Below are 14,170 nucleotides of genomic sequence, written 5' to 3' on the forward strand. Positions count from 1 at the left end.
TCACTTCCCCCGCAACTGCCCGATGATTTCAGCCATGATACTAATGGAAATTTCACTTGGACCTTGTGCACCAATTGAAATTCCAACAGGAAAATGGAGTTGATGAGGGATTGGTTTACCTTCTAATAAGCGCTCTGTACGATGACGTGGTCCTAAAACACCTATATAATGAACATTTTTTTCTAATAAGAGAGATAGTAATTGGCGATCTTTTTCAAAGTGATGCGTCATAATTACAAGAAAATCACTTGGATGTAATGAAAGTTTTTGTATCATTTCTACTGGAAAGCCAACCACACATGCATCAGCATTTGGAAAGTGATCGGTATTACATAAGGCCTCCCGCCAATCGCAAACTGTTACAAAGAAGCTCGTTTCCTTCGCAAAACGAACAAGTGGCTTTGCATCTTCTCCTGCGCCAAAAATAAAAAGGCGGGGCTTTGGTATAAAATGTTGGCTATAATATTCATCTTGTAAACCATTTTTCAAGTAAGTCGCCTGCGGAATAGATCCTTCCCAATTACCACGCGTATTACCATTATTATATATAAGTGCAGTTTGCTCTAAGGAAAGGTTTTTCACCATCCAAGCGGTGGAACCATTTGCAAGGTGAATATATAAATCTTGTAAAATCGCTTTATAGGTATCATCTATATGCTCCACTAATACATGAATGACACCATTACATCCTACTCCCCAAGACAAATCATCTTCTGCTTTCGTATTAAATGTATGAATCGCCCAAGTGTTATGCTCCATAACATCTGCAGCATAGTAGAAAAGCTCTTCTTCTATGCAACCTGCACTTAGCATTCCTACTTTTGTACCATCTTCTCGGAAAAGCATCATCGTTCCTTCTTTTCTATATGCCGATCCTTCAACATGAATAATCGTCGCTAATGCACAGCGTTTCTCACAACATAACAACGCTTCTAATACATCATATGTGGAAGCCATTATGAATCCCCTCGCTGCTTTTGTAAGACAGACTTTACAGCTTCTTCAATTTCTTGATAACTCGTGCATCGGCAAATATTAGAACTTAACCATTCTTCAATGGTTCGATTATCTGCATCAGGCCTTTGTGTAACAAGTCCATGGCAATTCATAATAAATCCTGGTGTACAGTACCCGCATTGGAAAGCCCATTTCTCTTCAAAGGCTTGTTGGATAGGTGCTCCTTGTAATCCTTCAATCGTTGTAATTTGCTTTCCAACAGCTTCAACGGCTAACATAATACAAGACTTAATGGGTGTCCCATCAACAAGAACTGTGCAAGCTCCACAATCACCATTTTCACAGCCAGGCTTCGCTCCTGTTAAATCAAGTTCATGACGTAATACATATAGTAACGTATCAGCCATTCTGGCAACTGCTTCTCGCCTTTCTCCATTTACATGCAAAATAAGCTGGACATTCCTCATGATTCTTCCACCCCTTCAAGCTTAATCAGCATATCATGAAGTACATACTGAAATACAAATGTACGATAAGCACGTGAGCCTCTTATATCATCTAACACAGGAGCAGGAATATAAGTTAAAGCGCGTTCAATCCTTTTCTCTAATGAAATATGCTTATTATTTAAAGCAGCTTCCATGATAAGTGAACGAAACGGAAAAGCACATAAGCCGCTGCATGCCATCCGAATTTCGTCGCCATATTTTATCGCTGCAACCGTCACAAGTGGATAATCAATTTTTTCTAGTTGACGTTTTTTCACACTATAATACGGCGCTGTCACATACCGCCGATCTGTAATGATTTGTACAAGAAACTCGCCCTTTTGTAATTGTAATTTTTCCACAAAAGCCTGATGAGCAGGTACATACCGAACCCCCTCTATCCCTGCAATGACAAATGTACTATCAGCTAGTAAAAAAGGCAGAACCGCCTCCTTATATCTAATCCTTCCCGCGACATTTCCACCAATCGTAATTTTATTTCTTGCTGTACGATCCGCAGCTCGGCCAGCAGTTTCACCAAGGAGTGGAAATACTTTTGCTTCTTGAACATTTGTTATCGTCAATGTTGCACCAAGTAAAAGTTTGTCATCTTTCCATTCGCAAACATTACATTCCGGAATATCTTTTATATCAATAACAGCCTTTGTTCGAATCCGCTGCGAACGTCCCAGCGTAATAATTTCTGTGCCGCCTCCATAGTAGAGCGGCTTCTTTCTCTCTTTATCTAGCTGATGAAATAACTGAATTGCTTCTTGAATAGAATTCGGACGATAATACTCAAAATCAAATGGTATCATTCAATCCCATCCTTTTTTTGCGTCTCTTTCCAAAGTAATTCTGGAGTAAGCGGTAAGTTTCGCAATGAAATACCAGCCGCAATTGATAGACTATTCGCTAAAGCTGCCGGCATGCCAATAAGTCCATGTTCCCCAAGTCCTCTAGAACCAAATGCAGCTTGCTCATGCGGTACTTCTACAAAGTCCACTATATACCTTGGCTGTTGGCCGTAATGGATTACTTTATAAGAACGAAACTGGTGATTCAAATTTCTTTCTTTTGCATCATAGTGAAATGTTTCTCGCGTTGCAAAACTTAGCCCCATACTCATGGCTCCCATAATTTGTGTCTCTGCTCCCTTTTTATTTAAAATTGTTCCCGCATCTGCAACTGTTACAGCATTCAATAATCGGTATGTATAGTCTTTAGGATTAAACTCCACTTCTACTGCTTGCGCTCCTACTCCCCATTCAGGTCCTTGTCTGCCTTTCCCTGTCTCATAATCAATTTCTGTAAGTCCCTCAGATACGTAACTACCTCTCCCTACCACTTCAGTTCCTTTTACATTTCCATTTGCATCTACATATCCAAACACAATTTTCGAAAAAGGTACATACATAGTCGGATTCATTTTGACATAGACTTGTTTTCCTGCAATCTCTAATTCTTCCGCGGGGTATCCAAGTAAATTTGAAGCCGTTTGTCGCAACTGTCTCATTGCATCTTCTGCAGCCATTACAACCGAATTTCCAACAAGGAGTGTCGTTCGACTCGCTGCTGTTTTCCAATGTTTTGGAGAAACTTGTGTATTTACCTCCATCATTACATGTACATCATCAGTATTCATGTTCATTTTCTCTGCAACCATTTGTGTTAGCACCGTTTTTGTTCCCTGCCCAATTTCAACAGCACCGCAATTGATATTTACACTGCCATCACCGTTAAAAGTTAACACAGCACCTGCTCCGGCATTACTTGGTGTAGTGGAATTTTTCCAGAAGCAGCTAATCCCTTTTGCACGTACCATGCCATTAGATAGAACAACTTTATTTCCCTCTTCCCAATTTATAAGCGATTTTAATTTTTGTAGGCACGCCGTCACGTCTCCCGTGTTACTTCGCGTTACAGGTACTTGTGTCGGTGTTGTATCTCCTGGTCTAATCGCATTTTTCAGGCGAAACTTAAGCGGACACATTCCTAATTTCCGAGCAAGTATATCGATCATTCTTTCCATTACAAATGTATATTCCGAATGTCCAAAACCTCTAAACGACGTTGCATATGTATGATTTGTATACATAGCAAGCGAATCACACCAAACATTCTCGATAGCATATGGACCTGTGCAGTCCAATCCAGCCGCCTGGCTCATTTTTACTGCCCGACCAGCATAAGCACCGCCGTCAAATAAATACAAAATTTCGGCTGCTTGCAGCTTTCCATCTTTTGTGCATCCAAGCTTTACTTTTGCTTGTAAACCGATATGAACAGGAGACGTTATAAAATCTTCTTCCCTACTATTTCGAAGAGTAACTCGTCTTCCTCCTACTGCTTTTGAAGCAAGATATGCTAAATATTCAAGCTGTACCGCTGTTTTTCCGCCATATGCGCCTCCAACTAACGGTACATATACAATGACTTTCCCTTCATCAATCTGAAACGATTTACTTAACTGCCTCTTGATTTCAAAAGGAGCCTGCGAAGTAGAATGAACAATAACATCTCCATTAGGCTTAATTTCTACCCTAGCACACCGTGTTTCCATTGCCGCATGATCGGATTGCCGAAAAGAAAATGTTTCTTCAACAATAGCGTCACTGTTAGCAAATCCTTTTTGAATATCCCCTTTACGAATTTTCGTCCGATTTGCGATATTTGTATGCGGCTTTGGGTATACTTTGTCTTCTAATTCATATTGTCCCACGTGTTCATGTACTAATATGTTTGATTCGTTATAGGCTTGCAAAGGCGAATGAATAACCGGAAGTTCTTCATATATCACACGGATTCGTGTTGCTGCCTCTCTTGCAATCGCTTCATTATCCGCTACAACGAGCGCAACAGGTTCACCAAAATATCGTACTTTCTCAAAGGCTAACGGAGGACGATCAACGATGCTTGACCCAACAAGAATAGGATAATCAGCTCCTGTTATCACAGCATGTACGCCTTGTACTTTCTTCGCTTCACGAATATCTATACTCTTAATATAAGCATGTGCATATGTACTAGTAAGAAGTTTCGCATATAGCGTACCAACCTCTATTTCATCATTAATATACTTCGCTCTTCCCGTTACCTTATCAGCACTTTCTTTTCGCTTAACACTTTTCCCAATGATACGATACCGTTCCATTTCCGGCCTCCTTTGTTCTACTCTTCTACCATCCTATTTATACCGACAACAATTTAGTACAGATCTCTCTATACAAAAAAATAGGCTACTAGTATTTAGCTAGCAGCCTATTTTTCTTATTATTTCTTCTTTTCTAGTCCTTGACCAAATGCTTTCAAAAAGTTAAATCCAAATGTAATTGCTCGATTTATATCTGGATCTCGTAATACTTTAAAGAAATCCATCACACTTGTTTTCTGGCCTTTTTTTAATTCATCTGTTGCATATTGTAAACCTGTAACTAAACTAGATGTTACTTGCTTGGTCACTTCTGGGTCTACTGAAGATAACGCTTCTCCTGCACCCATTATATTATTTAATGCATTCTTCACTGGTTCACGGTTTAGTTGTTCAATTGCAATTTTCGAAACATCTTCTTTCGCTTCCAGCAAGCTCACTGCAGCATCTAACAATCCCGCTTTTTGAAGCTGCGCTAACAATTGAATTGTTTCTTCAATTGCCTCTTGATTCTCTTCTACTTGTTGTAATAACTCTTTAGATAGTTGTTGCTTTGTTTGTTCCTCTGTTAAAACCGTTTTTTGAATCATCGTAATTTCTTTTGCCACAGTGCTCCCCCCTAGTTTTCATCCACAAGTGATACATATTGTTTTCGTTGCCATTTCTTTTCTACTTCTACACCATTTTGCGGATGACGTTTTTTATTTCGCGGGTTGGAAGCAGGCAGCGGACGATTTCCTTTTTCGCGCAGTACACGCATTTTTACACGTGTTTGTTTATACGCCGGTGTACATGTATAAAGATCTGTCGCCGTTCCTGTTAAAATATTAATTGCTTCTTCATTTACTGTTGCATGCATCGGTAAATATAATTCGTTTCCAGTTACACGATCTGTGATAAGTGCTGGAACTTTTATTTTTCCAAACGGTGATGCAAGTTCTACGAGACTTCCATCTTTCACATTTCGCTCCATCGCTAGCTCTGGAGAAATCTCAACAAATACCTCTGACATTTTCGATAAAATACCTGCCGATTTTTTTGTCATATTCCCCTCATGGAAATGTTCGAGCATTCGACCATTATTTAATAATAAATCATATTCTTCCGGTGCCTCGACTGGCGGTACCCATTCATTAAGTGATAGACGTGCCTTTTTATCTGGAAAATTAAATCCATCTACATATAATAATGGTGTATCACTGCCGTCATGACTGCCCCAGCACAAGCTATTCCATCCTTCTAAACGGTCATATGTTGCCTGTGAATATAACGGAGCAAGCGATGCAATTTCATCCATAATTTCGCTTGGATGTTCATAATTCCAATTTGCACCTAGCGTACGAGCTACCTTTTGAAGAATCCACCAATCTGGTTTCGAATCACCAAGCGGCGGCATTACTTCGTATAAACGTTGAATGCGGCGTTCTGTATTCGTAAATGTTCCTTCTTTTTCTAAACTTGGTGCTGCCGGTAAAATAACATCTGCAAAACGAGCTGTTTTTGTTAAGAACATATCTTGTACAATAAGAAAATCAAGATTCTCTAAAATGTGCTGCACATGATTGGCGTTAGAATCAACTAATGCCATTTCTTCTCCCATGACATACATACCACGTAATTTCCCTGCTTCTGCAGCAATCAGCATCGCAATATTATTTAACCCTGGCTCTTTCGGAATAGAAACGCCGTATGCTCTTTCAAATTTCGCGCGCAGTGCATCATCGGATATCGCTTGATAACCAGGCAACCAGTTTGGTAATGTTGCCATATCACAAGCACCTTGTACGTTATTATGTCCACGCAGTGCGTATGCTCCTGCACCAGGACGACGGTAGTTACCTGTTACAAGCAGCAAGTTTGAGATAGCAGCAGATGTTGTACTTCCACCTGTATTCTGCGTTACACCCATCCCCCAAAGTACACATGTGCCATCTGCATCACGAATCATCTTTGCCATTTCTTTCAATGTATCTTTGGAAATGCCTGTTATACTTTCTGTATAATCAAGCGTATACTTCTCTAACATTGTTTTATATTCATCAAAATTCTTTACGTTTTCAGCCAGAAATGCTTTATCATGCCAATCTTGATCGATAATATATTTTGTTACACCTGCAAGCCAAACATAGTCTGTACCTTGACGCGGGTGAACAAATAAATCGGCACGCTCTGCCATTTCATGTTTACGTAAATCAGCCACGATTAATTTTTGATCATGTAGTTTATGTGCACGTTTCACACGCGTTGCAAGAACTGGATGACCTTCTGTTGGGTTTGCCCCAACAATAATAACAAGTCCAGCCTCTGCGATATCTTTAATTGTCCCTGCGTCACCGCCCATGCCTACAGTTTTAAATAAACCATCTGTTGCTGGTGATTGACAGTAACGAGAACAGTTATCCACGTTATTTGTTCCGTATACTTGGCGCGCAAGCTTTTGCATTAAATAGTTCTCTTCATTTGTTACTTTAGAAGAAGAAATAAACCCAAAAGCATCACTGCCGTATTGATTTTTAATATGACTCATATTTGCTGCAACAACTTCCATCACTTCTTCCCAAGTTGCTTCAACAAACATGTCCCCTTGACGGATAAGCGGCTTTGTAATACGCTCTTCACTATTTACAAAATCCCAGCCAAACTTTCCTTTTACACATGTTGAAATCCCGTTTACTGGTGCATCTGATACAGGCTGTACTTTTAAAATTTGACGATCTTTCGTCCATACTTCAAATGAACATCCTACACCGCAAAACGTACAAACGGTTTTCGTTTTATTTATTTTCGTTTTACGCATTGCTGCCTCTACTTCCGAAACAGCCAAAATACTGCTATAACCTGGTTCTACATCCTTAACAAAATCAATCATTGGATTTAATACATCTTGTTTGAGACCTGTCATAAAGCCAGCTTCCCCAAGCATCGATTTTTCCATTAAGGCATTACATGGACAAACAGTTACACATTGACCACAACTTACACAAGACGAATCATTAATCGATACACCATTATCCCAAATTACACGCGGACGATCTAAATTCCAATCAATTGATAATGTTTCGTTTACTTGTAAGTTTTGACATACTTCTACACATTGCCCGCATGCAATACATTGATTTGGATCGTAACGATAAAACGGATGAGACATATCCACTTCTGAAGCGCTCACTTTTGGTTCATATGGATATTTCTGTTCTTCAATTCCCATCATATGCACTGTATTATGCACCTTACAATTTCCGTTATTATTATCACAAACAGTACAGTACAATAAATGATTTTCCAGCAACCGATCCATCGCTTCTGTTTGGGCCTCAACCGCCCGCTTTGATTTTCTTTCAATATGCATACCGTCTTCAAGGTTTGTTGAGCAAGCACGCATCAATTTCCCATTTACTTCAACAATACACGTATCACATGTCTGAATCGGATCTACTTCTGGTACGTGACAAATTTGCGGGTGTTCAAGTTCTCTTTCGTTTAATAACTGAAGTATCGTTTTCTTACCAGATGAAATATACTCTGTACCATCAACAGTTACACGAATTGTGTGTTCTGACATCTTTCCCCTCTCCTTACAACCAACCGTACAACACGTTTTAAATACATTTTGAATGCGTTTTCAAAACAATGTTGCTATACGCTCTTTTTCAAAACAGAAAACAGTTCTTAGAGTTAGATTCTTGATGTATAAAATAAGCTTACAATTGATGTATATTACTACTATTCTATTATATCGTAGAACACAAATAATCACCAAGGAATGTAATAAAAATACAAAACGAATGCTTTTCTTTTTCTATTGTTTTATGATAAAAATGGGAGAATAATCGATAAAGGGGAATTTTATATGGAGTCTGTTCAAGATACATATCCAATGATTCAGTACCGAAATGGTACATTTCATCAAAAAGATGACGAAATTGTAACAGAATATCCACTTACAATTAAACTAAATGGTGAAGAATATGTAACGATTGTCTGTACACCTGATCATATTGAAGATATGGTTGTTGGCTTCTTAATATCAGAAGGTATTATTCCTTCCTATAAACATATTGAACAATTATGGATCCAAAAAGAAAAAGGATTTGCTCATGTAACAACATCGCAAACAAATCCACTATATCAAACTTGCTATAACAAACGGTATGTTACCTCTTGCTGCGGAAAAAGCAGACAAGGCTTTGTATTTGTCAATGATGCTGCAAAAGCAAAAAAAATGCACGATATTCATATTACACTCAAGCCCGAAGATTGCTTTCGTTTAATGAAAGATCTACAGCAATCCTCCTCTACTTTCAGACAAACAGGTGGTGTACATAACACCGCCTTATGTGATGCAACACAAATTCTTATTTCACGAATGGATATTGGACGCCACAATGCTTTGGACAAAATTTACGGTTATTGCTTACAAAACAATATTTCAATAACCGGAAAAGTAATTGCCTTTAGCGGCCGCATTTCATCGGAAATTTTACTCAAGGTGGCAAAAATTGGCTGTGAAATTGTCCTATCAAAATCAGCCCCAACAAAATTAGCTCTAGAGCTTGCCCATGATTTAGGTATTACTGTCGTTGGCTTTATTCGTGGTGATTCTTGCAATATTTACACACACCCAGAACGAATCGAAGGATTTATAAAGTGAAACTTCCATAAGTAGGTGGGTTTCCTACTTATGGTTAGTTGAACCAATCGGGCTCTTACAGACGGTTTGTTATTACTTCGCAGCTAAGCACCTTACCGACTGTTAGAGCGGGGTAAAGTGAAACTTCCTTTTGGAGCGCTCTTCTCCAAAAGGTTAGTTGAACCAATCGGGTTCTTACGGGGAGTTATCTCCCACCTCTTCTTTGACTTCTCAGGATCTTAAGGTGGGAGTTTTATTCCCCGTTAGTGCGGGATAAAGTGAAACTTCCAATAAAAAGCTAAAAAGGCCTCTCACATGAGAAACTTTTTTAGTTATAAAAATGTAACATATATAACTGTTGAATAGTTAATAAAGTTAATATATAATTTCATTACATAAAACCATTACATTAGGAGGTTGCTTGTATGAACATTCGTGTCTTAACAAAAGAAGATGCAAGTATATATTTACAGCTTGGCGTAGAAGGGTTAACTCAAAATCCAGAAGCATTTAGTTCCTCTTATGAAGATGTTATGAAACAAGAAAATCCTGTTGCTGCAATGGCAAAACGATTAGATAATCCTGAAAAATTTACAATAGGCGCTTTTAAAGACGATGAATTAATTGGCATTGCCACACTTGAAATTAAACCTTTTATTAAACAAGAGCATAAAGCAAAAATTGGCTCTGTGTATGTTTCTCCGAAGGCACGTGGTCTTGGTGCTGGAAGAGCATTAATTGAAACAATCATTGAAAATGCACCAAGATTAGATATAGAACAAATCATGCTTGATGTTGTTGTCGGAAACGAACCGGCAAAGAAACTATACGAATCACTTGGTTTCCAAACATACGGCGTACAAGAACGTGGTTTAAAATATAACGGACAATATTGGGATGAAGAGCATATGGTTTTATTTTTAAATGCTTAGTCTTCTTTTACACATAAAGTGAAACTTCCATCAGTGGAAGTTTTTTCCTCCTCCACTGATGGTTAGTTGAAATAATCGGGCTTTTACGGGCAGTAAGACCACTAAAAAAAGCCTCGCACACATTGTGCGAGGCTTCTTATTTTTATCCTGCTCTAACAAGCGGGTGTTTAATACGAAATCATCTATAAGAGCCCAATTGGCTCAGTCCATTATCAGTAAGGAAACCCTTCATTGATAAAAATTTTACTTTATAATAATTAAAAAAACTTCCTAGCATAAACAACGATAGTCATCATCATTAATGCAATGCACACTATAGCTGCATTGTGTTCCTACTTTTCAAGGAATTGTTCTTTTTATTCACTATTTAAATCCTTTTTATTAACAAAAAAAATGTGAGATAGAAATTTTCCTTATCCGATGCGAGGTGAATACGAAAAATGTTCTCTATCTCACTTACACAATAGAATGGAATTTGTCATTTTGAAAAACAAAATGACATGACGTTATGTCGCAACATAGGGTATTTTTGTGCTGCTACATTCTCATTATAAAAGAAAGATTTGCAAAAGTAGTGCATTTTTTATGGCAATTGTCCTTTTCTTCATAATATGAACAGTGTTTTTTGTAAAAGTTCATGTAAAATATATAAGGGAAACTTCCTTCAGTGGTTGGTTTTTCATCCCACACTGATGGTTAGTTGAACCAATCGGGCGCATGCCAGCAGTGTGATCTCACCTATTTTCTTCGCTTCTCTCTGAATATTAAGGTAGGGTCTTACTGCCCGCGAATAGCGGGATAAACATAAATACTGGAAACTTGAGGTGTACATCATTATGGCAAAACTATTATTAGTAGATGATGAAGAACGCATGCTGCGCTTATTAGATTTATTTTTAAGTCCGCGCGGGCATTTTTGCATAAAGGCAACTTCAGGACAAGAAGCACTTGAACTCGTTCAACAAAAAGAGTTTGATCTTATCTTATTAGACGTGATGATGCCAAAAATGGACGGCTGGGAGACTTCCTTTCAAATTCGGCAAATAAGTAGCGTACCCATAATTATGCTAACAGCACGTAATCAAAATTATGACATGGTAAAAGGTCTCACCTTAGGCGCTGACGACTATATTACAAAACCGTTTGATGAGCAAGTATTAATTGCTCGTATTGAAGCTGTATTGCGTCGTACGAAGAAAGAAGGATTCATAAGCTTTAACGGAATTGACTGGGATAAAACGAGACATACGGTGACTGTCTACGATGAAAAACTCTCTCTTACACCAATTGAATTTTCATTACTTGGACTCTTTTTACAAAATATAAACCGTGCTTATAGCCGTGATGAACTTATCGAAAAAATATGGGGATTTCAAACAGATATTGAATATCGTACCGTTGATTCTCACATTCGTAATATACGCGAAAAGCTTCGAAAAGCAGGATTCCCTATCGAAGATTACCTGGAAACCGTTTATAAAATCGGCTACAAATGGAAAGGTAACTAATCGTAAAGATAAAGTGAAACTTCCTTTTGGAGCGTTCTTCTCCAAAAGGTTAGTTGAACCAATCGGGTTCTTACAGACGGTTTGTTATTACTTCGTAGCTAAGCATCTTACCGACTGTTAGAGCGGGATAAAGTGAAACTTCCATCAGTGGGGGTTTTCTTCATCCCCCACTAATGGTTAGTTGAACCAATCGAGCGCATGCCAGCAATTATTCCCCACCTAGCTTCTTCGATTTTCTCTCAATCTTGAGGTGGGGGTCTTACTGCCCGCGAATAGCGGGATAAAATGAAACTTCCACTAGTGAAGAACCTTTATTGGAACCACTCAGGCATATGCCGGCAGTTTTTCTTCTACTGAATTTCATTATTCCTTCAGAAATTTATGGCGGGAGTCTTACTGCCTGTTAGTACAGGAAAAAGGTTGTGAATCATAATGAATAAACTTTCTATAAAACTTGGTACATACTTTTTATTATTATCTCTTTGCATTGAATCGGTATTATTTGTATCCTTTCATACAACACTGGCGCAAATGCGTGTAAATGAAGAAACTACGTCCTTATTGGCAAAAGGAAATTGGTATCGTGATATTATTGAAAAACGCTATAGCGAACGAGCCGTTGAACATGTCGCGGCGATGGAATCTAACGCCCCTTCTCATACGAAACTCGTCATAACAAATGCAGAAGGTAATATTTTATCTTCTTCCGATCCCATTACAGAAGGCATGCACAAACAACTTGAACAAAAGATTAAGTATATTCCTAGAGACGGAATGATAACAGAAGATCGCTGGAAAGAATCAAAATATATTTCAACAGTCAGTCCTATTACAAAATATGGGGTAGTGGTTGGCTATGTCCATATGTTTTTAGAAACTGCTTCTATAAAAGAAATGATTTTCCGCCTAACAAAACAGTTCGTTTCCGTTGGTGCTTTGACAGTAGCTCTCACAACAATTTTAGTGTTTTTATTTTCAAGAGTTATTACAAATCCACTTATCAAAATGAAGCGAGCAACCGAAAAAATGATGAAGCAAAATGAACCGATTACATTAGGTATTAAGAGTAAGGATGAATTAGGAAGTTTAGCAAAAACAATTGAACAGCTTTCTAGTGAGCTAACCTATATGAAAAAGGAACGAAATGAGTTTCTCGCAAGTGTTGCACATGAATTATTAACCCCGCTCACATATGTAAAAGGATATACAAAAGTTGCAAAAAGAACGTCTTTATCTAAAGAAGAACGGGAAGAATATTTACAAATTATTGAAGAAGAAACAGAAAATATTACCGAACTCGTACAAGATTTATTTGAACTTGCACAACTTGAACAACACCAATTTGCTATAAAAAAGCAACCTGTTTCACTGCTACCATTTGTAGAGCGTATGGTTGAAAAAATAAAGCCACCTCTTCAAAAAAAGAAAATAGGCATCTCTTTATATTGCCCAGAAGATTTATATGTCTGCATAGACGAACGCCGCATGGAGCAAGTCATGCTGAATTTGTTACATAATGCACACCAACATTCTCACGAAGATTCTCAAATTACAGTACGAGTATTAAAAAAGGCGCATACTTTTCTTGTACAAGTGCAAGATGAAGGAGAGGAATTCCAAGTGAAGACTTACCACATATTTTTGAACGCTTCTACCGGGTCGATAAATCCCGAACGCGAGCAACTGGTGGAAAAGGTATTGGCTTAGCTGTTGCAAAAGAAATCATAGAATTACATGGTGGTTCTATACATGTAACAAGTGAAGTTGGAATTGGAACTATATTTACGATAGAATTACCAATTCAATAGACATTTTTATTATTTTAGTAAATAATTTTCAATCAATAACATTAACCATAAATACTATATTTTTGAAATTATTATTACTTTAATATAAGATGTATATGTACAACTACCAAAGATTTAGAAGGTGATATGATTGGAAATTCGTGTATTGACAAAAAAGGATGCAGAAATTTATTTAGCACTTCGCGTTGAAGGATTAAAGCAAAATCCAGAAGCGTTCAGTTCCTCTTACGAAGATATCATTAACAAGGAAGACCCTGTTGAATATAAAGCAGAAATATTATCTCAAAATGAAAATTACACACTTGGTGCTTTTAAAGATGGTGAATTAATCGGTGTTGCAACTCTGGAAACGAAATCATTTTTAAAGCAAGAGCACAAAGCAAAAATCGGTGCTGTTTATGTCTCTCCAAAAGCACGTGGACTTGGTGCTGGTAAGGCACTTATGCAGGCAGCAATTGAAAAAGCAAAAGAATTAGAAGTAGAACAACTTATGCTTGATGTTGTCGTTGGCAATGAAGGCGCGAAAAAACTCTATGAATCATTAGGCTTTAAAACATTTGGCGTACAAGAACGTTCGTTAAAATATAACGATCAATATTGGGACGAAGAACACATGGTATTGTTTTTACATGAAGAAAACGAATAAAGGAAAAGGGACTTGTTTAAAAGTCCCTTTTCCTTTATAACCTATGTTAA

General features: G+C 37.8%; 10 protein-coding genes and 1 pseudogene. 5 read left to right on the top strand and 6 right to left on the bottom strand.

The genetic code is table 11. From position 1 onward, the window contains the following. From ACEWFJ_RS21435 to fdhF, 6 genes are all read right to left on the bottom strand, one after another. The gene (locus tag ACEWFJ_RS21435) at positions 1-957 is read right to left on the bottom strand and encodes an XdhC family protein (RefSeq protein WP_473689846.1); all 957 of its coding nucleotides are present in this window, start codon (positions 955-957) and stop codon (positions 1-3) included. Continuing rightward, positions 957-1,424, bottom strand: a complete 468-nt coding sequence (locus ACEWFJ_RS21440) for a (2Fe-2S)-binding protein (RefSeq protein WP_473689847.1) — start codon at positions 1,422-1,424, stop codon at positions 957-959. The genes ACEWFJ_RS21435 and ACEWFJ_RS21440 overlap by 1 nt, the downstream gene beginning before the upstream one ends. Next, positions 1,421-2,263: an FAD binding domain-containing protein gene (locus ACEWFJ_RS21445; protein ID WP_473689848.1), complete on the bottom strand. Its 843-nt coding sequence runs from the start codon at positions 2,261-2,263 to the stop codon at positions 1,421-1,423. Before ACEWFJ_RS21445 ends, ACEWFJ_RS21440 begins: the two co-directional genes overlap by 4 nt. After that, positions 2,260-4,599 (bottom strand): xanthine dehydrogenase family protein molybdopterin-binding subunit, encoded by a 2,340-nt coding sequence (locus tag ACEWFJ_RS21450; RefSeq protein WP_473689849.1) that lies wholly within the window; start codon positions 4,597-4,599, stop codon positions 2,260-2,262. The genes ACEWFJ_RS21445 and ACEWFJ_RS21450 overlap by 4 nt, the downstream gene beginning before the upstream one ends. A 119-nt stretch (positions 4,600-4,718) precedes the next feature. Continuing rightward, positions 4,719-5,204, bottom strand: coding sequence for a helical membrane plugin domain-containing protein (locus tag ACEWFJ_RS21455; RefSeq protein ID WP_253628559.1), 486 nt, complete (start codon positions 5,202-5,204; stop codon positions 4,719-4,721). 11 nt (positions 5,205-5,215) lie between these two features. Further along, complete coding sequence (gene fdhF / locus ACEWFJ_RS21460; protein ID WP_473689850.1) at positions 5,216-8,158, bottom strand: formate dehydrogenase subunit alpha; 2,943 nt, start codon at positions 8,156-8,158, stop codon at positions 5,216-5,218. A gap of 288 nt (positions 8,159-8,446) precedes the next feature. Here fdhF and fdhD point away from each other — a divergent pair, with 288 nt between their 5' ends. The 5 genes and pseudogenes from fdhD (at position 8,447) to ACEWFJ_RS21485 (ending at position 14,120) form a co-directional block, all read left to right on the top strand. Next, the gene (gene fdhD, locus ACEWFJ_RS21465) at positions 8,447-9,247 is read left to right on the top strand and encodes a formate dehydrogenase accessory sulfurtransferase FdhD (RefSeq protein ID WP_473689851.1); all 801 of its coding nucleotides are present in this window, start codon (positions 8,447-8,449) and stop codon (positions 9,245-9,247) included. A gap of 404 nt (positions 9,248-9,651) precedes the next feature. Further along, entirely contained in the window at positions 9,652-10,158 is a 507-nt protein-coding gene (locus ACEWFJ_RS21470; protein WP_098308986.1) for a GNAT family N-acetyltransferase, read from the top strand. Between the two features lie 836 nt (positions 10,159-10,994). Continuing rightward, a complete protein-coding gene (locus ACEWFJ_RS21475) occupies positions 10,995-11,666 on the top strand; it encodes a response regulator transcription factor (RefSeq protein ID WP_473689852.1) in 672 nt (223 codons plus the stop codon). A 432-nt stretch (positions 11,667-12,098) separates the two neighbouring features. Beyond that, positions 12,099-13,474 (top strand): annotated as a pseudogene (locus ACEWFJ_RS21480) (HAMP domain-containing sensor histidine kinase). 130 nt (positions 13,475-13,604) lie between these two features. Next, a complete protein-coding gene (locus ACEWFJ_RS21485) occupies positions 13,605-14,120 on the top strand; it encodes a GNAT family N-acetyltransferase (protein WP_098308983.1) in 516 nt (171 codons plus the stop codon). The last annotated feature ends 50 nt before the right edge of the window (positions 14,121-14,170 follow it).

The sequence above is a fragment of the Bacillus sp. EA-CB0995 genome (assembly GCF_055814245.1).